Annotated in this window: 18 protein-coding genes and 2 pseudogenes; 19 read left to right on the forward strand and 1 reads right to left on the reverse strand. The window is 60.7% G+C overall.

Annotated elements, in window-relative coordinates; genetic code table 11:
- Positions 1-236: 236 nt before the first annotated feature.
- From EJ079_RS10915 to EJ079_RS10975, 13 genes and pseudogenes are all read left to right on the forward strand, one after another.
- Positions 237-3,347 carry a Ulp1 family isopeptidase gene (locus EJ079_RS10915; RefSeq protein ID WP_245481859.1) on the forward strand — a complete coding sequence of 1,037 codons (3,111 nt, stop codon included), beginning with the start codon at positions 237-239 and terminating at the stop codon, positions 3,345-3,347.
- A gap of 479 nt (positions 3,348-3,826) precedes the next feature.
- Positions 3,827-5,851, forward strand: a complete 2,025-nt coding sequence (locus EJ079_RS10920; RefSeq protein WP_127808974.1) for a conjugal transfer protein TraG — start codon at positions 3,827-3,829, stop codon at positions 5,849-5,851.
- Between the two features lie 116 nt (positions 5,852-5,967).
- Positions 5,968-6,381, forward strand: coding sequence for a CopG family transcriptional regulator (locus EJ079_RS10925; RefSeq protein ID WP_024502849.1), 414 nt, complete (start codon positions 5,968-5,970; stop codon positions 6,379-6,381).
- Entirely contained in the window at positions 6,378-7,346 is a 969-nt protein-coding gene (gene trbB, locus EJ079_RS10930; RefSeq protein WP_024502850.1) for a P-type conjugative transfer ATPase TrbB, read from the forward strand. Before EJ079_RS10925 ends, trbB begins: the two co-directional genes overlap by 4 nt.
- Positions 7,347-7,358: 12 nt before the next feature.
- Positions 7,359-7,667: a TrbC/VirB2 family protein gene (locus EJ079_RS10935; protein ID WP_024502851.1), complete on the forward strand. Its 309-nt coding sequence runs from the start codon at positions 7,359-7,361 to the stop codon at positions 7,665-7,667.
- Complete coding sequence (locus EJ079_RS10940; protein ID WP_024502852.1) at positions 7,667-7,939, forward strand: VirB3 family type IV secretion system protein; 273 nt, start codon at positions 7,667-7,669, stop codon at positions 7,937-7,939. The genes EJ079_RS10935 and EJ079_RS10940 overlap by 1 nt, the downstream gene beginning before the upstream one ends.
- A complete protein-coding gene (trbE, locus tag EJ079_RS10945; protein WP_127808975.1) occupies positions 7,933-10,383 on the forward strand; it encodes a conjugal transfer protein TrbE in 2,451 nt (816 codons plus the stop codon). Before EJ079_RS10940 ends, trbE begins: the two co-directional genes overlap by 7 nt.
- The gene (trbJ, locus tag EJ079_RS10950) at positions 10,380-11,105 is read left to right on the forward strand and encodes a P-type conjugative transfer protein TrbJ (protein ID WP_024502854.1); all 726 of its coding nucleotides are present in this window, start codon (positions 10,380-10,382) and stop codon (positions 11,103-11,105) included. Before trbE ends, trbJ begins: the two co-directional genes overlap by 4 nt.
- 33 nt (positions 11,106-11,138) lie before the next feature.
- Positions 11,139-12,461, forward strand: a complete 1,323-nt coding sequence (trbL, locus tag EJ079_RS10955; RefSeq protein ID WP_127808976.1) for a P-type conjugative transfer protein TrbL — start codon at positions 11,139-11,141, stop codon at positions 12,459-12,461.
- A complete protein-coding gene (gene trbF, locus EJ079_RS10960) occupies positions 12,462-13,193 on the forward strand; it encodes a conjugal transfer protein TrbF (RefSeq protein ID WP_127808977.1) in 732 nt (243 codons plus the stop codon).
- A gap of 1 nt (position 13,194) precedes the next feature.
- On the forward strand, positions 13,195-14,220 hold the full coding sequence (trbG, locus tag EJ079_RS10965) for a P-type conjugative transfer protein TrbG (RefSeq protein WP_127232321.1): 1,026 nt from the start codon (positions 13,195-13,197) through the stop codon (positions 14,218-14,220).
- On the forward strand, positions 14,217-15,431 hold the full coding sequence (locus EJ079_RS10970; protein ID WP_126057785.1) for a TrbI/VirB10 family protein: 1,215 nt from the start codon (positions 14,217-14,219) through the stop codon (positions 15,429-15,431). The genes trbG and EJ079_RS10970 overlap by 4 nt, the downstream gene beginning before the upstream one ends.
- Before the next feature lie 12 nt (positions 15,432-15,443).
- A pseudogene (locus EJ079_RS10975) lies at positions 15,444-15,687 on the forward strand (DUF2274 domain-containing protein).
- Positions 15,688-15,915: 228 nt separating this feature from the next.
- Here the strand turns inward: EJ079_RS10975 and hemN are convergent.
- Positions 15,916-17,265, reverse strand: coding sequence for an oxygen-independent coproporphyrinogen III oxidase (gene hemN / locus EJ079_RS10980; RefSeq protein ID WP_024502860.1), 1,350 nt, complete (start codon positions 17,263-17,265; stop codon positions 15,916-15,918).
- Between the two features lie 152 nt (positions 17,266-17,417).
- Here hemN and EJ079_RS10985 point away from each other — a divergent pair, with 152 nt between their 5' ends.
- The 6 genes and pseudogenes from EJ079_RS10985 to ccoG form a co-directional block, all read left to right on the forward strand.
- Positions 17,418-18,161: a Crp/Fnr family transcriptional regulator gene (locus EJ079_RS10985; protein WP_024502861.1), complete on the forward strand. Its 744-nt coding sequence runs from the start codon at positions 17,418-17,420 to the stop codon at positions 18,159-18,161.
- Between the two features lie 491 nt (positions 18,162-18,652).
- Positions 18,653-20,272: a cytochrome-c oxidase, cbb3-type subunit I gene (gene ccoN / locus EJ079_RS10990; protein ID WP_024502862.1), complete on the forward strand. Its 1,620-nt coding sequence runs from the start codon at positions 18,653-18,655 to the stop codon at positions 20,270-20,272.
- The gene (gene ccoO / locus EJ079_RS10995; RefSeq protein ID WP_063169224.1) at positions 20,272-21,003 is read left to right on the forward strand and encodes a cytochrome-c oxidase, cbb3-type subunit II; all 732 of its coding nucleotides are present in this window, start codon (positions 20,272-20,274) and stop codon (positions 21,001-21,003) included. The genes ccoN and ccoO overlap by 1 nt, the downstream gene beginning before the upstream one ends.
- Positions 21,004-21,014: 11 nt before the next feature.
- Complete coding sequence (locus tag EJ079_RS11000) at positions 21,015-21,164, forward strand: cbb3-type cytochrome c oxidase subunit 3 (protein ID WP_024502864.1); 150 nt, start codon at positions 21,015-21,017, stop codon at positions 21,162-21,164.
- A gap of 2 nt (positions 21,165-21,166) precedes the next feature.
- Positions 21,167-22,030, forward strand: coding sequence for a cytochrome-c oxidase, cbb3-type subunit III (gene ccoP / locus EJ079_RS11005; protein ID WP_063169223.1), 864 nt, complete (start codon positions 21,167-21,169; stop codon positions 22,028-22,030).
- A gap of 167 nt (positions 22,031-22,197) precedes the next feature.
- Positions 22,198-23,649: pseudogene (gene ccoG / locus EJ079_RS11010) on the forward strand (cytochrome c oxidase accessory protein CcoG); the annotation flags it as partial.

Below are 23,649 nucleotides of genomic sequence, written 5' to 3' on the forward strand. Positions count from 1 at the left end.
GCAACACGCTAGGCCGTCAACCGCTGAGCAGAAAACCAGCCTTCGCCTTCCGCGGCGGCGGACCTCGTCAGCCTTTCGAAAGCTTGCCTGAGTAGGTTGCTCATGTGATCTGTGGAAGTGAGGATAGCGTGCACCCGTACAAACTGGACATTCATCGTAGCAGCTTGGCTGCAGGTGCAGCACGCCGTACCGCACGAGCAAGCGGCCAGGCCGGCCAAGCCGGTTTTGAGCAGCACTTGGGCGAATTGCAGGCGGCGGATGAGTTGATGAGTGCACCAGGCGAGGATGTCCTCGTCAATGGCTCGAATGGCAAAGGTGAGTTGAGACCAACGAAGAGGCAGAGGATCCAAAGCAATCTGCAGCATGCTGTCACTGAGCGGCAACCAGGTCAGGTTGGTGACTCAGGCGCTCGCGTGATGATGCAACTCCCTGCCCATCAGGTGGGTACATCGGAACGGGAGGCGCAGCTCGCGATGCAGGGGGGTGAGCACGAATACACCCCAGCGCCGCATCTCGATGGGTCGATGCCCTCGACAGTGCAGCCGGATCGTCCAATTGTGGCCCCCGACGGTGCCGACAAGCGTCCTGTTTATTCCAACGATGCCACCGCCATCGAAGGGCTGAAGTCTGCACTCCTTGCGGGTAAAGCCAGGCCGGACACGGTCACTCGCAGCGCAAATTCTCTTTTCGGCTTTAGTCGTTGGCTCTTTCAAAACAAAAAGCCAGGGTTTGCTGCTCGGCTTTACCATCCGTCGCTGAGCCAGGATCTCGAGGAGTACGAGAGTAGGGGTGGTTCCTCCACCGTGGCTGGCGCACTGCGTCAACTGATGAAGTCGATAGGCGGAGCCGCCCCGATTGTGGGTCGCGCTGTCCTGAACCCCCATCCTGACGACGCCGCGCTCACTAGACATTTCAGATCCGCGAGCGGCTACGCAACTGCTCTTAACCATTTCAGTCATTACCTACGTCAAAATGACAAGCTCGGGATTGCGGGCCGGATTTACGATGAATCGCTGGATAAAGATGTTGAGAGCTACAAGGCCGCCTCCTCTAATCGTGGAGCTCCGATCGAATCTGCACTGGTTTATCTCCGCAAGCACCCGCCGCGCGTTATACTCGGGAGTCATCTGGAAAACGCGGTCAGCATGGAGGCTCGTCCCCGTGGCGACGCTGCTCAGCATACCGCACCACAGCAGGGATTCGATTGGCCAGAGGAGCTCCTGCCGGTAGGTTATAAGGAGGGCACCGATCTACCATTGTCTCTCGCCCCAACCGCGCACCAACACCAAGCACCCGACTTTGGAGAGGCCGTCCCTCACTTGAACTGGCGCCACGGCGACCAGGGCGCCCCGGAGGGGCTGGTAGCTGCACGGGACAGGAGCAGCCCGCTGCCAAGCCAGGCGGTGCCACATAAATCTGGACGGGGACTCGCTACGCAGCCCAGATCGTGGGCGGAGAAATCCGCCTCGCCAGAGCTCTTTCGACGGCGGGCGGAGCAGGCTCTGCCGGCGTCCGCCAGAGGTGTGGAGACATCCTCTGCGGTTGATGAAGCCGCCGCTCGCCAAACTTTGGCTTGGTTGCAGCAGGAGATGGAGGGGATCGAACCGATGCAGGATCCTCATAAGGTGGCTACACCGGAATGTGAGGCGCAGCTCGTCAGGCAGAGGGTTGAGCACGAATCCACCCCAGCACCGCATCCCGGAGGTGGTGGGTCGATGCCCTCGACAGTGCAGCCGGATCGTCCAATTGTAGTCCCCAACGGTTCCGACAAGCGTCCTGTCTATTCCAACGATGCGACCGCTATCGAAGGGCTGAGGGCAGCATTCCACGCGGGTAAGGCCAGCGCGAACACGGTCACTTACAATGTAAATTCTCTTTTCGGCTTTAGTCGGTGGCTCCTTCAAAACAACAAGCCAGGGTTTGCTGCTCGGCTTTACCATTCGTCGCTGGATCAGGATCTCAAGGAGTACGAGAGTACGGGTGGTTCCTCCACCGTGGCTGGCGCACTGCGTTACCTCAAGAAGTCGACAGGCGGAGCCCCGATTATGGGTCGCCCTGTCGTGATCCCCTATCCTGACGATGCCGAGCTCATTAGAGATTACAGAGCCGCTTCGACCAAGGAGTACCTGGCAGCGCCTGCGACCGGACGGAATCCAGATACCGTGGGCGGCTATACAACTTTTCTTAGACATTTTAGCCAGTACCTGCGTCAAAATAACAAGCCTGGGATTGCGGCTCGGATTCACGACAAATCGCTGGATAAAGATGTTGAGAGCTTCAAGGCTGTCTCCTATGGTAATAGGCTAAGGATCGGTTCTGCATTGGCTCACCTCCGGGATGTCCTGCCGCGCATTGTGCTCGGGCGCGAAACTGTCCTTGCTGCTCATCCGGCAGACGCAGTCACCAGGCGCGTTGGGGCCGCTGCTGAAGCTGGGCCAGCGGCACCGGCAAGAGCTCCCCAACCCGCCTCGCCAGCAACCGCTAAGCTGCCAGGCACCTACCGCGGCCTTCCACTGGTTGATGTGACCACACTGACGACCAGTTCCTCTGGGGCTCAGATCGGGGCGCTCGATCCGACAGCCCCGTCCAACGTTGCAACGGGGCGGGTGCTCGGCGCCGCCGAATGGCTGAGCGACGCCCATATCCAGAGAGATTACAATTTGCTGGAGGGGCAACTGCAGGGGATCAATCCGGCGCTCGCTGCCCGGACTCGGCTGGTGGATCCTTCCGTATCCCATCTACTGCGACACACGTCGCCGCAAGACGCTCGAGGCATATTGCAGTCCATCTATAATCAAAACAACGCCACAGCCGACTTCCTGTTCTTGCCAGTGAATAATGGCACGGCTACTAGCCCCGGCACCCATTGGTCGCTGCTGCTCGTTGATCGCCGCGACCCCGAAAGGCGGTTCGCCTATCACTACGACTCCCTCCAGCGAGAGGGATATAACGACGTGCCTGCAAAACAGCTCGCAGGACTGCTGAATGCTACCTTGGCGCCAGCCCCCATGGCCAGACAGACGAACCATTATGATTGCGGCGTATTTGTCCTGGAGGGCACGTGGGCGCTGGTTGAACGATTGGTGAAAGGGCAGCGGCCAGACCACGAGCCGCTGCCCCTCGACAACCTCGTTGCCGATCGGCAGGCGCTGCAAGACCGGCTAAGGAGGCGCTTGCCGCACGAGGAAGAGCCGCGGCAGCTGCTGGAGGATGAACCCGCCTCCCCACCGATGATGGCATTCGAGCCAGGGGAACTGCGGCAACTGTTGGAYGACGAGCCTGCCTCCCCACCAATGATGGCGTTCGAGCCAGGGGAACTGCGGCAYCTGTTGGAGGACGAGCCTTGATGGCGTTCGAGCCAGGGGAACTGCGGCAGCTGTTGGAGGATGAACCCGCTTCCCCATCGATGATGGCGTTCGAGCCAGGGGAACTGCGGCAYCTGTTGGAAGACGAGCCTGCCTCTCCACCAATGATGCCGTTCGAGCCAGGGGAACTGCGGCAACTGTTGAATGATGAGCCTGCCTCCACTTGGGCACAAATCAATTCGACCCCACATGCGCGAGCGGACGGTGTTCATCAGCCAGCCCAGGCGCCCTGGCTCCCTGAACGCAGAAGATAACTTTGCGGAGGAGCGGTCACGCAACTGTCGGCGGCGCCGGGCCTCAGGGTGAATGGAGAGGATGGTGTCGCGTGAAGGCGCAACACGCGTGCTGACCGACCTGCATACGTAGGAAGTCGTTCATTGCTCCCAAATCGTATGTGAGGAACATTCCTGTCCCGGCTGCGCCGCGCGATGCTAGGTCGCGTTGTTCAGCGGGCCAAGCCGATGACACCTACGAAGCTACTGATCGGGCAGATCGCCGTTGTGTGCGCAATTGTCATTATCGGCGTATGGACGGCAACCCAATGGTGCGCTCAAATGCTGACCTACCAGACGCCTCTCGGCGCACCATGGTTTCTCTTCGCCGGCTGGCCAATCTACAAGCCGTGGAAGCTGTTTGAATGGTGGTTCCACTTCGATGCTTATGCGCCGGAGGTCTTCGACAAAGCCGGTACGCTTGCAGGCGCCAGCGGATTCCTGGGCTGTGCCGCCGCAATCGCAGGCTCGCTTTTGCGCGCGCGACAGCGCGGGTCGGTTACGACCTATGGGTCTTCACGGTGGGCCACGACTCATGAGGTGGAGACGGCAGGGTTGTTACGGCCGGCGGGCGTTTTCCTCGGTAGGCTGAACGATCGCTATCTGCGCCATGACGGCCCGGAGCACGTCATGGCATTTGCGCCGACGCGTTCGGGCAAGGGCGTGGGGCTGGTTGTTCCAACGCTACTTTCCTGGACCGGGTCTGCCATCATTCATGATATAAAAGGCGAAAATTGGCAGTTGACCTCCGGCTGGCGGTCGAAATTCTCGTACTGCCTTCTGTTCAATCCGACCGACCCGAGATCGGCACGCTACAACCCGCTGCTGGAGGTGCGCAAAGGCCCAGATGAGATCCGGGACGTTCAAAACATCGCCGACATCCTCGTCGATCCCGAGGGCGCGCTGGAGAGACGGAACCACTGGGAGAAGACCAGCCATTCACTTCTAGTTGGCGCCATTTTGCACGTGCTCTACGCTGAAGAGGACAAGACGCTGGCCCGCGTCGCCACCTTCCTGTCGGACCCGCAACGCTCGTTTGCCGCAACGCTACGGCGGATGATGACGACAAACCATCTCGGGACGGGGCATAACCCTCAGGTCCATCCCGTAGTGGCCTCGGCGGCCCGCGAACTCCTGAACAAGTCGGAAAACGAGCGCTCAGGCGTCCTCTCGACCGCCATGTCCTTTCTCGGGCTTTATCGTGATCCAACGGTCGCGGCGGCCACTTCGTCCTGCGACTGGCGCATCGCTGACCTAGTGGATGGAGAGCGACCGCTGTCGCTCTATCTGGTGGTGCCGCCTTCGGATATCTCGCGCACCAAGCCTTTGGTGCGACTGATCTTGAACCAGATCGGCAGGCGGTTGACGGAGCGTCTGGAGGGGGACCCGAAGAAGAGCCGTAAGCATCAGCTGCTCATGATGCTGGACGAGTTTCCGGCGCTCGGTCGCCTCGACTTCTTCGAAACGGCGCTCGCCTTCATGGCAGGTTATGGCATTCGCTCCTATCTGATCGCACAATCTTTGAACCAGGTTTCAAAGGCCTATGGCGAGAACAATGCTATTCTCGACAATTGCCACGTGCGAATTGCCTTTTCCTCCAATGACGAACGCACGGCCAAGCGCATCTCGGATGCCCTCGGCACCGCAACCGAACTTAGGTCGATGCGCAACTATGCGGGCCATCGGCTTGCGCCCTGGCTTTCACATGTCATGGTGAGCCGCCAGGAAACCGCGCGCCCGCTCCTGACGCCAGGCGAGGTGATGCAATTGCCGCCGTCAGACGAATTGGTCCTGGTTTCTGGGTTGCCGCCGATCCGCGCCAAGAAGCTGCGCTATTATCAGGATCAGAATTTCACAGATCGGGTGCTGCCTGCGCCGGTGCTGCACGACGGACCCTATGCGGACTGCCCTGCATCACGCCCGGACGGCTGGACTGGACAAGTGTGCAGCGTCGATAGCCGACTTGCTGCGGACGAGGAAAGCGCCGACGCGCCAGTTGAAGACGAGGGAGGCGTTCAGCAGCAACGCCATCCAAGCCTGCCCGAAGAAGACGTTGTTGTCTCTCAAGAGCCCGATCAGGCCGATCTGTACAAGCCCGCAGACGATGACAGCGAAGCGCTCGCGGACAAGCGTGTCATGGATCGGATTTGCACTGCGGCCCGCGCCTACGGTATCAACGAGGGCAGGGGCGACGATGTCATTCCCGGCTTCTGAAGTCCGCTGAGTTGCAGAGCGCACCTCAGCGTAGATAACGGCCATAAGCAATTTTGAGCGTCTGGCCGATGCTTCTCCCGTCGCCGGCGCAACGCCGGGCCGTCGGAACGAGCCGCATGAAGCCGCACCGCATTCGCCATCAGTTTCTGCTTGAGCCGGAGCTCAGCGAGAAACTGGACAACCTCAGTCGCGATCCGTCAACGACCAAATCAGCGATCGTGGCGAAGGCGATCGAGGCGTTCATCGAGCGGCGTGGCGAGAGCGAGTTCGATCGGCGCTACGGCGTAAGGCTTGACCGGCTCTCCCGCGATCTTGCCCACGTCAGGCGCGATTCCGAGGTGATCCTGGAGAGCCTGGCGCTCTTCATCCGCTTTTCGATCACCCTTCACGCCCACACGCCGGTCCCGGATCGATCAACGCAGGCTATTGCCCAAGAGCGTTTCGAGAAATTCGTTGAGAAGGTCGGCCGCCAGATCGCTTCCGGCAAAAAGTCGCTTAGCAAAGACAATGGTGGGGGAGGGGAAGGATGAGCTCTCATCCCGAGGCCGACCACCGGCGGCGTGTCATGCTGCGCACCGCCATGGGTCCGGCAATCACCGAAGCCCTGGCCGATCCGTCCGTCATCGAGGTGATGGTCAATCCCGACGGCGCGCTGCGACTCGACCGGTTAGGCGAAGGTCGGGTCGATACCGACGTTCACATGCACCCGTCCGAGGCAGAACGTATCATCCGCCTGGTTGCTTCGCACGTGCGCGCCGAGGCGCACGCCGACAACCCGATCGTCAGTGCCGAATTGCCGTCTGGCGAACGCTTCGAAGGCCTGCTGCCACCTGTGGTGTTGGCGCCATGTTTTGCCATCCGCAAGCCCGCCGCGAAAGTCTACACCCTGGCCGACTATGTTGCCGAACGCATCATGCTGCCGCTGCAGGCCGATGCGCTGAAAAAGGCCGTCCGCGAGCGGCGCAACATGCTGATCGCCGGCGGCACTTCCTCGGGGAAGACAACACTCGCCAACGCTCTGCTGGCTGAAGTCGCCGAATGCGACGATCGGGTGATCCTGATCGAGGACACACGCGAACTGCAGTGCGCGGCCAGGGACTGCGTTGCCCTGAGAACAAGGCGGGGCTCGGTCACCCTTGCCGATCTCGTGCGCTCGACGCTGAGGCTCAGGCCGGACCGCATCATCGTGGGCGAGGTGAGGGGCGCGGAAGCGCTCGACATGCTGAAGGCATGGAACACCGGGCACCCAGGCGGCATCGCTACCGTACACGCCAATTCCGCGCGCTCGGCTCTCTATCGCATTGAGCAACTCGCCCAGGAAGCGGTGGTCACCGTTCCCCGCCGGCTCATCGCGGAGGCGATAGATCTGATCGTCTTCATAGCGGGACGCGGCTCGTCGCGCCACATCGACGCAATCGCCGAGGTCACCGGTCTCGACGGCAGCGGCGATTACGCCGTTGCCCCGCTCACGCTTTCGCAACTCCAGCAGCTTTGAAAGGCCTTCCTCATGCGCAAGAAGCTTCGCTTTCTTTCGTCCACAGCGCTCGCGTTTCTTATCACGGCCCCGGTTTATGCCGCCGGCTCCGGCATGCCGTGGGAGCAGCCGCTGCAGCAGATCCTGGAGTCCGTCCAGGGACCGGTCGCCAAGATCGTTGCGGTGATCATCATTATCACCACCGGCCTGACGCTTGCCTTCGGCGACACCGCCGGTGGTTTTCGGCGCCTGATTCAGATCGTCTTCGGTCTGTCGATCGCCTTCGCGGCATCGAGCTTCTTCCTCTCCTTCTTCTCCTTCGGTGGTGGGGCGCTCGTCTGATGGCCGCCGGGGAGCAGCATATCGAGGGCTTCGCAGTACCGGTCCACCGGGCGCTGACCGAGCCGATCCTGCTCGGCGGGGCTCCGCGCGCGGTGGCGATCCTCAACGGTACAGTGGCCGCGGCCATTGGCTTCGGCTTGCAGCAATGGATTGCTGGTCTGGTGCTTTGGATCGCAGGCCACTCGTTAGCGGTGTTTGCCGCAAGACGCGATCCGGACTTCGCCAGCGTGCTTGTGCGCCACCTACGTCTGAAGGGGTGGCTTGCATGCTGAACCTTTCGGAATATCGAAGCAAAGCCGACCGGCTTGCCGACCATCTACCCTGGGCTGCCTTGGTTGCGCCCGGCATCGTGCTCAACAAGGACGGCAGCTTTCAGCGGACGTTGCGGTTCCGCGGCCCGGATCTCGAAAGTGCGACGGAGGCTGAACTCGTCGGCATTTGCGCCCGGGCGAACAATGCTCTCAGACGCCTTGGCTCTGGCTGGGCATTGTTCTTTGAGGCCGAGCGCACAGAAGCGCTGGGCTATCCGAATTCGGATTTTCCTGACGCCGCGTCGTGGCTGGTCGACGAAGAACGCCGCGCTGCTTTCGAGGGGAAGGTAGCGCACTACGAGAGCCGCTATCATCTGACCTTGGTGTTTATGCCACCGCCGGACGCCCAGGCGCGCGCAGAAAGCACGCTCGTCGACTCTCATTATTCCCGAGGAGAAAGAGACTGGCGCCAGGATCTGGCGAGGTTCCGTGACGAGACCAACCGCGTGCTCGATCTCTTCTCGGGTTTCATGTCCGAAGTACGCGTCCTCGATGATGCTCAGACGTTGACCTACCTCCACGGCACGATTTCGCCTCGTCGCCATCCTATCATGGCCCCGGAAACGCCGATATATCTGGATGCAATCCTGGTCGATGCGCCGCTTACCGGTGGCCTGGAGCCGATGCTGGGTGAGCAGCATCTTCGCACACTGACCATCCTCGGCTTTCCGAACCTCACCCGGCCCGGAATCCTCGATACCCTCAATCATCAGGATTTCGCCTATCGCTGGATGACGCGCTTCATTCCGCTCGAGAAAACGGAAGCCACGAAGACGCTGACGCGATTGCGCCGGCAGTGGTTTGCCAAGCGCAAATCGATCGTGGCAATCCTACGCGAGGTCATTACCAACGAGCCGGTCCCGCTTGTCGATAGCGATGCCGACAACAAGGCGCTCGATGCCGACGAAGCCCTTCAGGCATTGGGCGGTGATCATGTGAGTTTCGGCTATCTCACCACCACCGTGACGGTGTGGGGCGAGGATCGCCAAGCCGCTGCAGAGAAGCTTCGCGCGGTCGAGCGCATCATCAATGGGCTCGGCTTCACCACGATCCGAGAAGGCGTCAATGCGGTCGAGGCTTGGCTCGGCTCATTGCCTGGCCATGTCTACGCTAACGTTCGCCAACCGCTCGTTCATACATTGAATCTTGCCCATCTCATGCCGCTGTCGTCGGTTTGGGCCGGTCCTGCGACAAACGAGCATCTCGCGAAAGTCACCCAAACCGAAGCGCCACCGCTTTTCGTTGCCGAGACCAGTGGGTCGACACCGTTTCGGCTTTCCACCCACGTCGAAGATGTCGGCCACATGCTGGTTGTTGGTCCGACCGGCGCCGGCAAGTCGGTTCTGCTTGCTCTGATTGCTCTGCAGTTCAGGCGCTACGCCGGCGCCCAGGTTTATGTCTTCGACAAAGGCAATTCGGCCCGTGCTGCAACACTTGCCATGGGTGGAGAACACCACGCGCTAGGAGCGGACGGTTCCCTTGCCTTTCAGCCACTGCGCAGCATCAACGACCAGGCTAGCCGAAGCTGGGCGGCCGAATGGATCGCCAGCCTTGTTGCCCACGAGAACGTCACCGTCACGCCGGAGGTGAAGGAGGCTATTTGGTCAGCGCTGGCCAGCCTTGCCACCGCGCCGGCGCAGGAACGCACACTGACCGGTCTTTCGGTCCTGCTTCAATCCAATGCGCTGAAGACCGCATTGATGCCCTACACGCTCGACGGTCCCTTCGGCCGCCTGCTCGATGCCGATCATGATGGGCTGGCCTTGTCGGATGTGCAGTGTTTCGAGACCGAGGAGTTAATGCACAGCCAAGGCGCTTTGCTGCCGGTGCTTACCTATCTGTTCCAGCGACTTGAGGAACGGTTCGACGGACGGCCCACGCTGATCATGCTCGACGAGGCGTGGGTCTATCTCGACAATCCGCTGTTCGCCGCCCGCATCCGCGAATGGCTGAAGGTGCTGCGAAAGAAGAACGTGTCGGTTGTCTTCGCTACGCAGTCGCTGGCTGATATCGCGGGCTCTGGCATAGCGCCGGCAATCATCGAAAGCTGCCCGCAGCGCATTTTCCTTCCCAATGATCGTGCCGTGGAACCCCAGGCGCGCACAGCCTACGAGCGCTTCGGTTTAAGCGAGCGGCAGATCGAATTGATCGCCCGCGCCACGCCGAAGCGTCAGTATTATCTGCAATCGCGCCGCGGCAACCGTCTGTTCGAGCTCGAGCTTGGCCCCATCGCTCTTGCGCTTTGCGGTGCTTCCGATCCGGCCACGCAGACTCTGATCGACAGGATCATGTCCGAAGACGGGCAAGGCAGCTTTGCCTCGCAGTTCCTGATCGCGCGCGGCCTCGATTGGGCCGGCGAACTTCTCAAGCAATTCCCTCAACCAGACAAGGAGCAATTCTCATGATGCGGCGACGCCTTCTCTCCGGCCTGATCACCGTTTCCCTGATCGCCAAGCCTATGGCCGACTATGTGCAGCCCGCCTACGCCCTTATCGTGTTCGATCCGTCCAATTATGCGCAGAACGTGCTGACGGCCGCGCGCGCATTGGAGCAGATCAACAACCAGATCCAGTCGCTGCAGAATCAGGCGACCATGCTGCAGAACATGGCGCGCAATCTTCAGCGTCTGGATTTCTCTTCCGTTGGCCAACTCACCGGTTCACTCCATCGCATCGACGGCTTGATGGACCAGGCGAGTGGCCTCAGCTTTGATCTGGGCAAGCTTCAAGACCAGTGGCGCAGCCAATATCCGGAAAGCTACGACGCCACGATCAAAGTCAGCGATGTGGCGAGTGCTGCGCGGGAGCGTTGGCAAACCGCCATGCAGGCGTTCCGCCAGACCATGGGTGTCCAGTCGCAAATCGTCGAGAACGTCCGCGCCGACGGCGATCTGCTCGCCGATCTCGTCAACCGCAGCCAAGGGGCGGCCGGTGCGCTTCAGGCAAGCCAGGCCACCAACCAGCTGATGGCGCTTTCGACAAAACAGCAGATGCAGATCCAGACGCTGCTCGCAACGCAGTTTCGAGCTGAGGCCGAGGATGCCGCCCGCAAGGCCCAGTCAGACGAAGCCGCCCGCGAGATGACGAAGCGATTCTTGGGTACCGGCTCGGCTTATCCCGGCAATTAGTCACGAGTTCATCACGACGAGAAAGGCAGCGGCATGAACGACCTTGGCGTCATCGATCGCTTCATGGAGACCTTCATCCGCTACATCGACAGCGGGTTCGGTCTGCTATCGGGCGACCTCGCCTTCCTCACTACCATTCTGATCGGCATTGACATCACACTTGCCGGCCTGGCGTGGGCGCTCGGCGACGAAACCAGCGTTCTCGGCCGGCTTGTCCGCAAGGTGCTCTATGTTGGCGTCTTCGCCTTCATTCTGAACAATTTCAAGAACCTCGCCGATATCGTTTATCGTTCTTTCGCCGGTCTCGGGATTAAGGCGTCGGCCGGCAATCTGTCGGCAGACAATCTCTTGCGCCCGGGCCGCATTGCCGCGACCGGTTTCGAAGGTGCTTGGCCAATGCTTGACCAAGCCAGTCAGCTCCTGGGCTTCCCGGAAATCTTCGGCAACGCACTGACCATCTTCGTGCTGCTGATGGCCTGGTTCCTGGTCATCATCGCCTTCTTCATCCTTTCCATCCAGCTTTTCATCACCATCCTAGAGTTCAAGCTCACCACGCTGGCAGGTTTTGTTTTGGTTCCATTCGCACTTTGGAACCGTTCAGCGTTCCTGGCCGAACGCGTGCTCGGCCATGTTATCTCGTCAGGCATCAAGGTGATGGTGCTCGCCGTCATTGTCGGTATCGGCTCCACGCTCTTCGGGGAGTTCGCTTCCGCATTGCAAGGCAAGGAGCCGGATCTTGCCGGTGCCATGTCCCAGGTACTGGGCGCACTGGCACTGCTTGGCCTTGGCATTTTTGGGTCCGGGATCGCGTCGGGTCTTGTCTCAGGCGCACCGCAGCTTGGGGCGGGCGCCGCCCTCGGCACGACCGCGGCGGCAGCGGGTGTATCACTCGTTGCTGGAGGCACAGCATTTGCTGGCGCGCGTATGGCAACCAGCGGCGGTCTCGCCGCCATCCGAGCCGGCACAACAATGGGATCGGCTGCTTCCACGTCATGGCAGATCGGGCGCGCAACCTCGCCCGACGCTGGCCTCTCCGGTGTGGCTGCTGGAATGCATGGTGTAACCAGTGCAGCTGGCGGCGCCGCTATACGCATAGCGCGATCCGCCACTGCAAGTGTTGGGCGCAACGCCGATGCCGGGCGCGATGCCGCGTGGACCGCGACCGGCGGCGCGCCGACAGCGTCAATGACCGAACGCTCTGCCGGTTCGGCCACTGTTTCGGCGCCGACGTGGGCAAGGCGCCTACGTTCTGAACAGACCGCCCGGGCAAATCGCCACGCTGCCATGCAAGCTGTCCGAGACGGAGACCGGCCGGGAGGCAGCGCCAACCCCTCTCTCAACGACAAGGATGACTAGATGCTCTTCAAGCGACCCGTGCACCGTTACGGCAAAACACCCGAACCGGTCACGCCGTATCAAAAAGCCGCCCAGCTGTGGGACGAGCGCATCGGCTCATCTCGACTGCAGGCCAGGAACTGGCGGATCATGGCCCTTGGCTGCCTGGCCTTGGCGACCGGGCTTTCCGGCGGACTCGTATGGCAGTCGATGCAAAGCCGTGTCGTGCCTTATGTCGTCGAGGTCGATGGCTTCGGCGAGACGCGCGCCGTCGCGCCGGCGATCCGGAATTATGAGCCCTCGGATGCTCAGATCGCCTGGCATCTCGGCCGCTTCATCCAGAATGTCCGTTCCGTTTCCACCGATCCGGTTTTGGTACGGCAGAACTGGTTGGCAGCGTACGACTTTGCTAGCGATCGCGCAGCGCTCTTCCTCAACGAATACGCCAAGGCGAACGACCCCTTCGGTCAGATCGGAACGCGCAGTGTTTCGGTACAGGTCACCAGCGTGGTCAGAGCCTCCGAAAGTTCATTCCAGGTCAAATGGACCGAGCAGGTGTTTGAGCGCGGAAGCCTTGCCAGCACGATGCGCTGGACTGCGATCCTCACGATCGTGATCCGCTCGCCAAGCAATACGGATCAGCTGCGCAAGAATCCGCTCGGCGTCTTCATCAATGCCATTGACTGGTCACGCGAGCTCGACAGCGCCGTCCCAGCCCCCCTTTCTCCGACGGAGTCCACCAATGAAAGGTAAAATGTCACCGATTCGTGCCGTGCTGATCCTATCGGTGTCGGCAGCGGTCGTTTCCGCTTGTGCATCGAAGAAGGTGCCGCCGCCTGAGATTTCCTATGACGCTGCGGACTTCAAACCGGCCGCGATCGAAAAAGCGCCGGAGAGGCCGATTAGAATTGTCGAGGTGCCAAAACCACTGCCGCTGCCTGGCCAAATGCAGCCCGAGCCCGGCAAGGCCGAGGACAAGCGCCCTCCTGAAGAACGCGTCGCTGATGCCAACAAAGCCGCGACCCAGCAACCCACCAAGTACGGGTATGTTAATGCAGTGCAAGTCTACCCCTTCACCGATGGCGCGCTTTATCAACTCTATGCCGCGCCGGAGCGCGTGACCGACATCGCTCTGCAGCCGGGCGAGAAACTAACCGCCGTGTCGGCTGGCGACACCGTGCGCTGGGTCATTGGCGATACCGCAAGCGGCACCGGTGACAATCAGCGCACCCATGTTCTGGTAAAACCCTTCGCGCCGGGTCTTGCCACCAATGTCGTCATTACGACGGACCGGCGGACCTATCATTTGCAGCTTCAAAGCACCGAGAAGACCGCAATGGCGGCAATCTCCTGGACCTACAGCCAAGACCAGATCATCGCGCTTCGCCAGCGCAATGCTCAAGCCGAGGCAGTTACACCGGTCGCGTCGAATATCGCGCTCGAAAACCTTCGCTTTCGCTACTCAATCAGTGGCGACACACCGCCCTGGAGACCGACGCGAGCCTTCGACGACGGCAGCAAGGTCTATATTGAGTTCCCTCGTCGCATAGATCAGGGCGAGGCGCCACCACTCTTCATCGTCGGCGCAGATGGGAGCAGCGAGCTCGTCAACTATCGCGTGCGCGGCAACTATTACATCGTCGATCGGCTCTTCGCCGCGGCCGAACTTCGCCTCGGCACCAAGCGGCAGCAGGTGATCCGCATCAGCAGGATTGACGGCAGGCAACCGCAACGGCGGATCTCGCTCTTTCGCGGCAGCCGGCGAGGTGAGGGCTCATGATCGAAAATTCCCGCTCTGGCATCCCGCCGAAACTGGATCCCGAGGAACTGCAGCTTCGGGCCTCTCCCCGCCGCGTGGTGCGGTTCAGGCGCGGTGTGATCATCGCGATCGCAGCGCTCGGATCCGGCGCTGTCTTCGGCGTTACCATGATCGCCCTCCAGGGGCCGGCCCTTCGCATCAGGGATCAGGCGGAAGATCTCTACAACACTGAGCGCAAACCAACCGCAGAGGGACTCGATACGCTTCCCCATGACTATTCCGGCATGAAGCCGAAGCCTCCCGTCCTTGGGCTACCTTTGCCGGGCGACCTCGGCCGCCCCATCCTCGAGCGGCAGCGCCAGCTCGGCATCGTGCCGGGCCAAGACATCTCGGCCGAGGAGCAGCGTCTAGCGCAGCAGGCGATCGAAGCGCGTGAATCGCGGGTGCTTTTCCGCGTCGAAAATCGAGCTCAACAGACAGATGTCGGAGAGAGCGTGCAAACTGCTCAGCATCCGTTTGAGGCGCTTCCCCAATCCGAAGCAGGACGCGCGTCAGCCTCGGTGGCGGCGGCGGAAGGCGACCAGAACAATCAGCAGCGAAAGCTTGATTTTCTCAGCCAGCGGAGCACTGGCGGGATCTACAATCCGCATGCGCTTCAGACGCCGATCTCGCCATATCAACTGATGGCTGGCAGCGTGATTGCCGCCAGCCTGATCACCGGCATCAATTCCGATTTGCCGGGCCTTGTGGTCGCGCAAGTCACCGAAAATGTGCACGACACGGTCACGGGCAACATATTGCTGATTCCGCAGGGCTCACGTCTTATCGGCGTCTACGACAGCGTCGTCGCGTTCGGGCAAAAGCGAGCGCTGCTGGTCTGGCAGCGCATTCTGCTGCCCGACGGCTCGTCGGCCGAAATCGACAATCTGCCCGCGAGCGACACCGCCGGCTACGCAGGGCTGGAAGACAAAGTCGATTTCCACACTTGGCAGATGATCAAGGGAGTGGCGCTTGCCACATTGCTCGGTGTCGGCACAGAATTCAGCCTCGGCGAAAACGAGAGCGATCTGGTCAAGGCGATCCGGGAATCAGCCCAGCAGAACGCCAGTCGAGCCGGCCAGCGCATCACCGAAAAAAACCTCAATATCCAGCCCACCATCGTCGTCCGCCCAGGTTGGCCACTGCGCGTCATCGTGCACAAGGACATCGTGCTGCGGCCATACGCCAGTTGAGCAGGAGTTATCATGGCTGACCTGAAACTTGGAAAACTTCCGGACCGAACAGCTTCGAAGATCACCATTACCGTCAGCGCGGAGCTGAGCCAAACACTCAAGGAGTATGCTGCACTTTACCGTCAGACCTATGGTCAGTCTGAAACCGTGGCAGAACTCATTCCTTTTCATGCTGGCGGCGTTTCTGGAAGGCGACCGAGCCTTTGCCAAGGCCAGAAAAGAACGTCTGCCGACGGAGCTTGCCGGAAAATCGTGACTCCTCCGCTAGGGCAGCTGGAACATTGCCTAGCTGTCGCGACCTACCTGCGAAGCATAGGATCAAACACCTTGGAATGCAGGTGTGCGCAAGAGAGGATGTGGAAGGAGATACCGCGCAAGAGCCTAAGTTTGCATTTTCGATTTGATGCGGTAGTCGCCTATGAGCGGTCAAAACGAACGCAGCTGGTTCGCCGATCGACCAAACGGCGAGCGCACTGTGCTTTGCTCAGACCGCCACCGAGTGCCTCGCCGTTCCCCCTTTGAAATATGTATCGAACTTGGCCGCGATGGTTCGAATGAAGGGGCGACTTTCAGTCCGTACGAGGAAACTGTCACCATCGAATTCAAGCGCTCGGGCAGGATCGTGGAGTGCGATGGACCTCGAGCGATGAAGGAGCTGCTCGCCGGCTTTGCCGAACCGCTCCACCAGGTCGACTGCCGAGAAGGCAAAATCACACATCAGCCGCTCGATGATCCAGCCACGGACGCGATCGTCGTCGGAAAGGGCAACGCCGCGCACGGCAGCCAACCCGCCATCCGCAACCATGCGCCCGTAGCCGGAAGTCGAAGCCATGTTCTGCACGTAGCCTTGGCGAAAACGACCGATGGACGAAGGGCCAAGTCCGATGAGTGTCGGGCAGCGATCCTCAGTGTAGCCCTGAAAATTGCGATGCAAAACCCCTGCGCGGGCCGCTATGGCCAGCGCATCGTCGGGCTTCGCGAAATGATCGAGTCCTATTGCCTCATATCCCTTGGCGACAATTGCCCGCGCCGCGAGTTGAGATTGGGCGAAACGCTCAGTGGGACTCGGCAGCCATGCCTCGTCGATCATCGTCTGATGCTTCTTGAACCAGGGCACATGTGCGTAGCCGAACAGGGCCATCCGGTCTGGCTCCAAGGTCAGTGCCTGCGCCACCGTGGAACAGATCGTCTCGCGTGTCTGATTCGGGAGCCCGTAGAGCAGGTCCAGATTGACCGATTCGACGCCCCGCGAACGAACCCCGTCGACGACTGCCTTGGTCTGCAAAAAACTCTGCTCACGATTAATTGCTTTTTGCACTTGCGGATCGAAATCCTGCACGCCGAGGCTCGCCCGCGTTACGCCGATTTGAGCAAGTGCATCAAGGCGCGCCTTGTCCATGTCGTTGGTTTCGATTTCGATGCTGACCGTAGCATCCGGGAGAAGGTCGAAGCTGTCCCGCAAGGCCGCTCCAAGAGCAACCATATCATCGGGCCTCAGAATAGTTGGCGAACCGCCACCGAAGTGGATTGCACGGACATGTGCCTTGCCGCTCACCAGACCGGCAATCGTGACGATTTCGGCATTCAGCGAGCGCAGATAAGCGGCCACCGGCTCATATTGGTGCGTCTGCTTGGTGTGGCAGGCGCAGAACCAGCAGAGCTTGTCGCAGTAAGGAATGTGCAGGTACAGCGAGATTTCGTCGCCGCTTTCCAGCGTCTCCAACCAGCCACGGTAAATGGCAGCATCGATCCCCGAATGGAAATGCGGCGCCGTCGGATAGCTGGTGTAGCGTGGGACGTTCTCGCTGAGTTTGACAGCTATTTCCGATTGCATCTCGCGTTCACCGTGTTGCCCGCCGGAACACTGCACGCATCGCTGAAGCAGACCCTGATCTCGATCAGCCGCGCTCATGGACAAACCGCCGCAGGATTTCTCTACCCTGGATGGGTATCCTGCCGGCAGTTAGGATCGGGTAAGGCGAACGCATGACCTTTCGGCAAGACATTCATAGTTCCGGCATTCCTGTTCTTTGCTTCCCTTGCGAGGCACGGCGTCGCGGTGTCTGCGGTGCGCTCGATCCAGACAATTTGGTTGGGCTCGCCAAGACTTGCTCGCGTCGCCGGATCGAGTCAGGAATGGAGTTAACCGGCGAGGCACAGAACGTCGACAGCTACTCCAACGTGCTTTCAGGCGTGGTAAAGCTATCAAAGAGCCTGTCGGATGGGCGCCAGCAGATCGTCGGTCTCCAGTTTGCACCGGATTTTCTGGGACGTCCTTTCAAGGAGGAAAGCTCGATCAATGCGGAAGCGGCAACAGCAGTCACGCTGTGTTCGTTTCCGCGAGCGGCCGTCGAACGGATGATGAAGGCGTCACGGGAATTCGAGCATCGCCTGCTCAAACAGACGCTGAATGAACTCGATGAGGCGCGCGAGTGGATGGTGACGCTGGGGCGCAAGACAGCTCCGGAAAAGGTGGCGACTTTTCTCCTCATGATGGCCCGGAATATCGATTCCAGTCTCGATGCGGCTTCCGGGTCGGCCTCCTTCGATCTGCCGCTGACGCGTGCCGAAATGTCTGATTTCCTTGGAATCACCAGCGAGACCGTGAGCCGCCAACTGACGCGATTGCGGGCTGACGGGGTGATTCGGATTGAGAACGCACGCCATGTGACGGTGGACAGCATAAGCCGTCTGGAGAAGCGCTGTGGCGGCGGACGCGAGCGGCCCTAAGCGGCGAGGCCATGTCGCATGACTCCGGGGCGGGCCGTGTTTGCCTTTTAATGCGATGTCGCCGCGCCTTCGACGAAGCGGCGTCACGGTCGAGACAAACAGCTTTCGGGCTTTGATAGGAACGTGACCAATCGCCAGGTGTGTTTCGGCACATACCGGCGAAGCATGGTCCTTAATCTGCCACGGCTCGGCGGAACGATCGCGTTCGTTTCCAATGGGATCCGAACAACGTTTGGCAGGGCATCGGCAATAGCATCCAACGCGCGCAGAGCCTTAGCTTTCGCCTCAGCGATCGCGTCTGCGCCCGCCCAACCCAGGGAACGCCTTCCATGAGGGGGTGAGCCCGCGCTGCGTTCCTCGTTCATTCGCCACCTGCTGATTGCGCCGCACAAAATCGTGCGGCCTGACATAGATCAGGGCGAGGGGGCGGCGGCTGCGCGATTAGTGCGCTGCGGATTTGGCATCCACCAGATTCGAGATCGGGATCTGCAATGAAATTCGGCACAGAGATCGTCCTTCTAAGCGTGTTCGCTTTTGCGGCCCTGGTGGCCGCCGGCTTCGGCGTGGATGAACCTTTCCGCCGACACATGTGGGTGTTGTTCTTCGCAGTGGCTGGTTTCACTGCGATCCTGTTGCGCAACACGGAGTTCAGGCCAGCAGCTCCGATTGACCCATCCGCTTACATGGATGGTCCGATCCGCTACGGCGCGATCGCCACCGTGTTCTGGGGTGTCGTCGGCATGCTGGTCGGCGTGGTGATCGCGCTGCAGCTCGCCTACCCCGATCTCAACATCCAGCCCTGGTTCAATTTCGGTCGTTTGCGGCCGTTGCACACATCCGGTGTCGTTTTCGCCTTCGGCGGCAACGCGCTGCTTTGCACGTCTCTGTATGTCGTGCAGCGCACCTGCCGCGCGCGCCTCTTCGGCCGTGATCTCGCCTGGTTCGTCTTCTGGGGCTACCAGCTGTTCATCGTCATGGCCGCGACCGGCTATCTGCTCGGCATCACCGAGGGCCGCGAGTACGCCGAACCCGAATGGTATGTGGATGTCTGGCTGACCATCGTCTGGGTCGCCTACCTCATTCTGTTCCTTGGCACGATCCTGAAGCGCAAGGAACCGCATATCTACGTGGCCAACTGGTTCTACCTGTCGTTCATCGTGACCATCGCGATGCTGCATGTGGTCAACAACCTGTCCATACCAGTCTCGTTCCTGGGCTCCAAGAGCTACTCCGCCTTTTCAGGGGTCCAGGACGCCTTGACGCAATGGTGGTACGGCCACAACGCGGTCGGCTTCTTTCTCACCGCCGGCTTCCTCGGCATGATGTATTATTTCGTGCCCAAGCAGGCGAACCGGCCAGTCTATTCGTACCGGCTGTCGATCGTCCATTTCTGGGCTATCATCTTTCTCTACATCTGGGCCGGGCCGCATCACCTGCACTACACCGCCTTGCCCGATTGGGCGCAGACGCTCGGCATGGTGTTCTCGATCATGCTGTGGATGCCGTCCTGGGGCGGCATGATCAACGGCCTGATGACGCTGTCCGGCGCCTGGGACAAGCTGCGCACCGATCCGATCATCCGCATGATGGTGATGGCCGTCGCCTTCTATGGCATGTCGACCTTCGAAGGCCCCATCATGGCGATCCGGGCGGTCAATTCGCTGTCGCATTATACCGACTGGACCATCGGGCACGTCCATTCGGGTGCGCTCGGCTGGGTCGGCATGATCTCGTTCGGCGCGATCTACTACATGGTCCCGAAGCTCTGGAACCGTCAACGGCTCTACTCGCTGAGGCTCGTCACCTGGCACTTCTGGCTGGCGACACTCGGGATCGTCGTCTACGCCGCGGTGATGTGGGTGTCCGGCATCATGCAGGGCCTGATGTGGCGCGAATATGGCGAGCAGGGCTTCCTGGTCTACTCCTTCGCCGAAACCGTCGCCGCCATGCACCCCTACTATGTCATGCGCGCCATCGGCGGCGCCATGTACCTCTCCGGCGCCCTGATCATGGCCTGGAACATCACCAGGACCATCCTCGGCCACCAGCGCGAGGAGGAGCCGATGCCGAGCCCCGTCGCCATCCGACCTGCGCGATCAGGAGCCAGGTAATGGGCTTGATGGACAAACACGCAATCATCGAGAAGAACGCCACGCTTCTTCTCGTTGGCTCGCTGCTCGTGGTGACGGTCGGCGGCATCGTCGAGATCGCGCCTCTCTTCTATCTCGACAACACGATCGAGAAGGTGGAAGGCATGCGCCCCTATTCGCCGCTCGAACTTGTCGGGCGCAACATCTATATGCGCGAGGGCTGCTACCTCTGTCATAGCCAGATGATCAGGCCGTTCCGCGACGAAGTTGAGCGCTATGGCCACTACAGCCTGGCTGCCGAGTCCATGTACGATCACCCCTTCCAGTGGGGATCGAAGCGCACCGGGCCGGATCTCGCCAGAGTTGGCGACCGCTACTCGAATGCATGGCATGTCGCGCATCTTACCGACCCGCGCTCGGTGGTGCCGGAATCGATCATGCCGAGCTATGGGTTCCTGAAAGACACGCCGATCGACGTGAAGGATTTCTCGACGCATCTGGTCGCCAACAGGCTTGTAGCCGTCCCTTACACCGATGACATGATCGCCCACGCCAATGCGGATCTGGCGGCGCAGGCCGATCCCAATGCCGACACATCAGGCCTTGAGGCGCGTTACCCAAAAGCCAAGATCGGCGACTTCGACGGCAACCCGCAACAGGTCACCGAAATGGATGCCCTGCTCGCCTACCTGCAGATGCTTGGCACACTGGTCGACTTCAAAAATTACGACGAAGCCGCCGGCTACCGCTGAGGAGAACGCTGATGACCTACAATTTGATGCGGGCGTTTGCCGACAGCTGGGGCCTGGTTGCGATGGCGCTGTTCTTCGTGGGGTGCATCGCCTTTGCCCTACGCCCCGGCAGCCGAAGGCTGGCCGACGAAGCGGCCCGCATTCCGCTCGAGGACGAGTGATCATGAGCGACGAGCATATCGATGAAATCTCTGGCGTCTCGACCACCGGCCACGAATGGGATGGTATCCGGGAGCTGAACAACCCGCTTCCCAGATGGTGGGTTATCACTTTTTACGTCACCATTGTCTGGGCGATAGGCTACACCATTGCCTATCCAGCATGGCCTCTGTTGCACTCGGCGACAACGGGTGTGCTCGGCTATTCCAGCCGCAACGAGGTCAGGAACGAGCTGACCGCGGCTGAGGCCGCCAAGGGCAAATATATCTCGGCGGTGGAGTCCAAGAGCGTCTCGGAAATCGCCGCGGACGACGGCCTGCGCGAATTCGCAATCGCCGCCGGTGGCGCCGCTTTCAAGGTCAATTGCGTACAATGTCATGGCTCCGGCGCCCAGGGTTCCAAGGGCTTTCCCAATCTCAACGACGACGACTGGCTGTGGGGCGGCAAGGCCGAGCAGATCCAGCAGACGATTACGCACGGCATCCGCTTCGCATCCGATCCGGACACGCGCCTGTCGGAAATGCCGGCCTTCGGCGACATCATTACCGCCGACCAGATCGCACAAGTCAGCGCCTACGTGGCCAGCCTTTCCGGCAAGGTCCGCGATGCAAGTCTGATCCAACCCGGCGCCAAGGTCTTTGCCGAGAATTGCGTGGCCTGTCACGGCGACAATGCAAAAGGCAACAGGGAATTCGGCGCCCCCGACCTGACCGATGCGATCTGGCTCTATGGATCCGGTGAGACAGCCATCGCCGCACAGGTCCGTGCGCCAAAACAGGGCGTCATGCCGGCCTGGGTTGGCCGTCTCGGCGAGATCAAGGTCAAGGAACTTGCAGTTTATGTCCATTCGCTTGGCGGCGGAGAATAGGAATGGAAGGTCCTATTCTTCGGTCCCCCCTGCCAAGCGGACGAGGCCCGGCGTGAGCCGGGCCTCGACACCATCCCTAATGCGATCTGCACAACCCGGCAAGGCTATCCTACGGCGAGGCTTTACGACAGGTGCCCCTGACATTGGCTGGGAAAGTGGAGTTGCACATGCGTGACAAGACGCAGTTGACAGGGCTCGAAACAGAAACTGTCAATTCCGCCAAAACCCGCAAGCCGCTTTATGCCGCGCGTCAAAAGATCTTTCCGAAGCGCGCCTCGGGCAACTTTCGTCGCTTCAAATGGCTGGTGATGACGATCACACTTGGCATCTATTACCTGGCTGCGTGGCTGCCTTGGGCTCGCGGTCCATTTGCCCCGGACCAGGCAGTCCTGCTCGATCTCGCGAATCGGCGCTTCTACTTCTTCTTCATCGAGATATGGCCCCAGGAATTCTTCTATGTGGCCGGCCTCCTGGTCATGGCGGGCGTCGGTCTTTTCCTGATCACCTCGACTGTCGGCCGTGCCTGGTGCGGCTATGCATGCCCTCAGACGGTGTGGGTCGATCTGTTCCTCGTCGTTGAACGTGCGATCGAGGGGGACCGTAACGCTCGCATGAAACTCGATGCCGGCCCCTGGACCGCCCGCAAGCTGATGCTGCGCTTATCGAAGCACGCCGTCTGGCTGGTCATAGGGGCGGCAACCGGCGGCGCCTGGATTTTCTATTTTGCCGATGCGCCGACGCTGGTTGGCGAACTCTTCACCGGCACCGCGCCACCCGTCGCCTACATCACTGTCGCCGTGCTGACGGCGACGACCTATACGTTCGGCGGTCTGATGCGCGAGCAGGTCTGCACCTACATGTGCCCATGGCCGCGCATCCAGGCAGCGATGCTCGACGAAAGTTCGCTCACCGTCACCTATAATGACTGGCGCGGCGAACCGCGTTCGCGTCATGCGAAGAAGGTGCAAGCTGCAGGGCAGTCCGTCGGCGACTGCGTCGACTGCAATGCCTGCGTCGCNTCGGCAAGGAGCGCGGGCTGATCTCCTACGCGACGCTCTCCGACTACAACACCAATATGATGCTGGCAACCGCGGGCGGCTCCAGTTCAGTCAACCCGTCGCTGGTCAGGACCGCTGATGGCCTGTTCTCCGACAAGGTAGCGCATTTCCACATCCGCAAGATCTTTCGGCCGCGCACCTACGTCTACATGGGCTTGTGGTCGCTGATCGGCCTCGGCCTGCTCTATTCCCTGCTGACGCGCGACCGGCTCGAACTAAACGTGTTGCATGATCGCAATCCTCAGTTCGTCACGCTGTCCGACGGCTCCATCCGCAATGGCTATACCGTCAAGCTGCTCAACATGATCCCGGAGCCGCGGACGCTCGTCGTCACGATCCAAGGCCTGGATGGAGCTGACATGAGCGTGGTCGGCGAAGATATCCCGGCAGGCCGCTCATTCGCCATTCCGGTCGAACCCGACCGCCTGAAAATGCTGAGGGTCTTCGTTCGCCAGCCCGCGGGCCAGATCCGCGCGCCGGCGCAGACTTTCAAGTTCCGCGTCGAGGACAGAGCCAGCTTCGAGTCGAACGAGTACACCGCCACCTTCAACGCGCCGGAGG

The sequence above is a fragment of the Mesorhizobium sp. M7A.F.Ce.TU.012.03.2.1 genome (assembly GCF_004006095.1).
In the GTDB taxonomy this organism is placed as follows: domain Bacteria; phylum Pseudomonadota; class Alphaproteobacteria; order Rhizobiales; family Rhizobiaceae; genus Mesorhizobium.

Bases quoted from the DNA above. Each gene is read 5' to 3' on its own strand.
- trbG (WP_127232321.1), top strand. From the start codon at position 13,195: ATGTCACCGATTCGTGCCGTGCTGATCCTATCGGTGTCGGCAGCGGTC.
- trbF (WP_127808977.1), top strand. From the start codon at position 12,462: ATGCTCTTCAAGCGACCCGTGCACCGTTACGGCAAAACACCCGAACCG.
- EJ079_RS10935 (WP_024502851.1), top strand. From the start codon at position 7,359: ATGCGCAAGAAGCTTCGCTTTCTTTCGTCCACAGCGCTCGCGTTTCTT.
- EJ079_RS10925 (WP_024502849.1), top strand. From the start codon at position 5,968: ATGAAGCCGCACCGCATTCGCCATCAGTTTCTGCTTGAGCCGGAGCTC.
- EJ079_RS10985 (WP_024502861.1), top strand. From the start codon at position 17,418: ATGACCTTTCGGCAAGACATTCATAGTTCCGGCATTCCTGTTCTTTGC.
- EJ079_RS10940 (WP_024502852.1), top strand. From the start codon at position 7,667: ATGGCCGCCGGGGAGCAGCATATCGAGGGCTTCGCAGTACCGGTCCAC.
- trbL (WP_127808976.1), top strand. From the start codon at position 11,139: ATGAACGACCTTGGCGTCATCGATCGCTTCATGGAGACCTTCATCCGC.
- trbJ (WP_024502854.1), top strand. From the start codon at position 10,380: ATGATGCGGCGACGCCTTCTCTCCGGCCTGATCACCGTTTCCCTGATC.
- ccoP (WP_063169223.1), top strand. From the start codon at position 21,167: ATGAGCGACGAGCATATCGATGAAATCTCTGGCGTCTCGACCACCGGC.
- ccoN (WP_024502862.1), top strand. From the start codon at position 18,653: ATGAAATTCGGCACAGAGATCGTCCTTCTAAGCGTGTTCGCTTTTGCG.
- trbB (WP_024502850.1), top strand. From the start codon at position 6,378: ATGAGCTCTCATCCCGAGGCCGACCACCGGCGGCGTGTCATGCTGCGC.
- hemN (WP_024502860.1), bottom strand. From the start codon at position 17,265: ATGCAATCGGAAATAGCTGTCAAACTCAGCGAGAACGTCCCACGCTAC.
- EJ079_RS10970 (WP_126057785.1), top strand. From the start codon at position 14,217: ATGATCGAAAATTCCCGCTCTGGCATCCCGCCGAAACTGGATCCCGAG.
- trbE (WP_127808975.1), top strand. From the start codon at position 7,933: ATGCTGAACCTTTCGGAATATCGAAGCAAAGCCGACCGGCTTGCCGAC.
- EJ079_RS11000 (WP_024502864.1), top strand. From the start codon at position 21,015: ATGACCTACAATTTGATGCGGGCGTTTGCCGACAGCTGGGGCCTGGTT.
- ccoO (WP_063169224.1), top strand. From the start codon at position 20,272: ATGGGCTTGATGGACAAACACGCAATCATCGAGAAGAACGCCACGCTT.
- EJ079_RS10920 (WP_127808974.1), top strand. From the start codon at position 3,827: ATGACACCTACGAAGCTACTGATCGGGCAGATCGCCGTTGTGTGCGCA.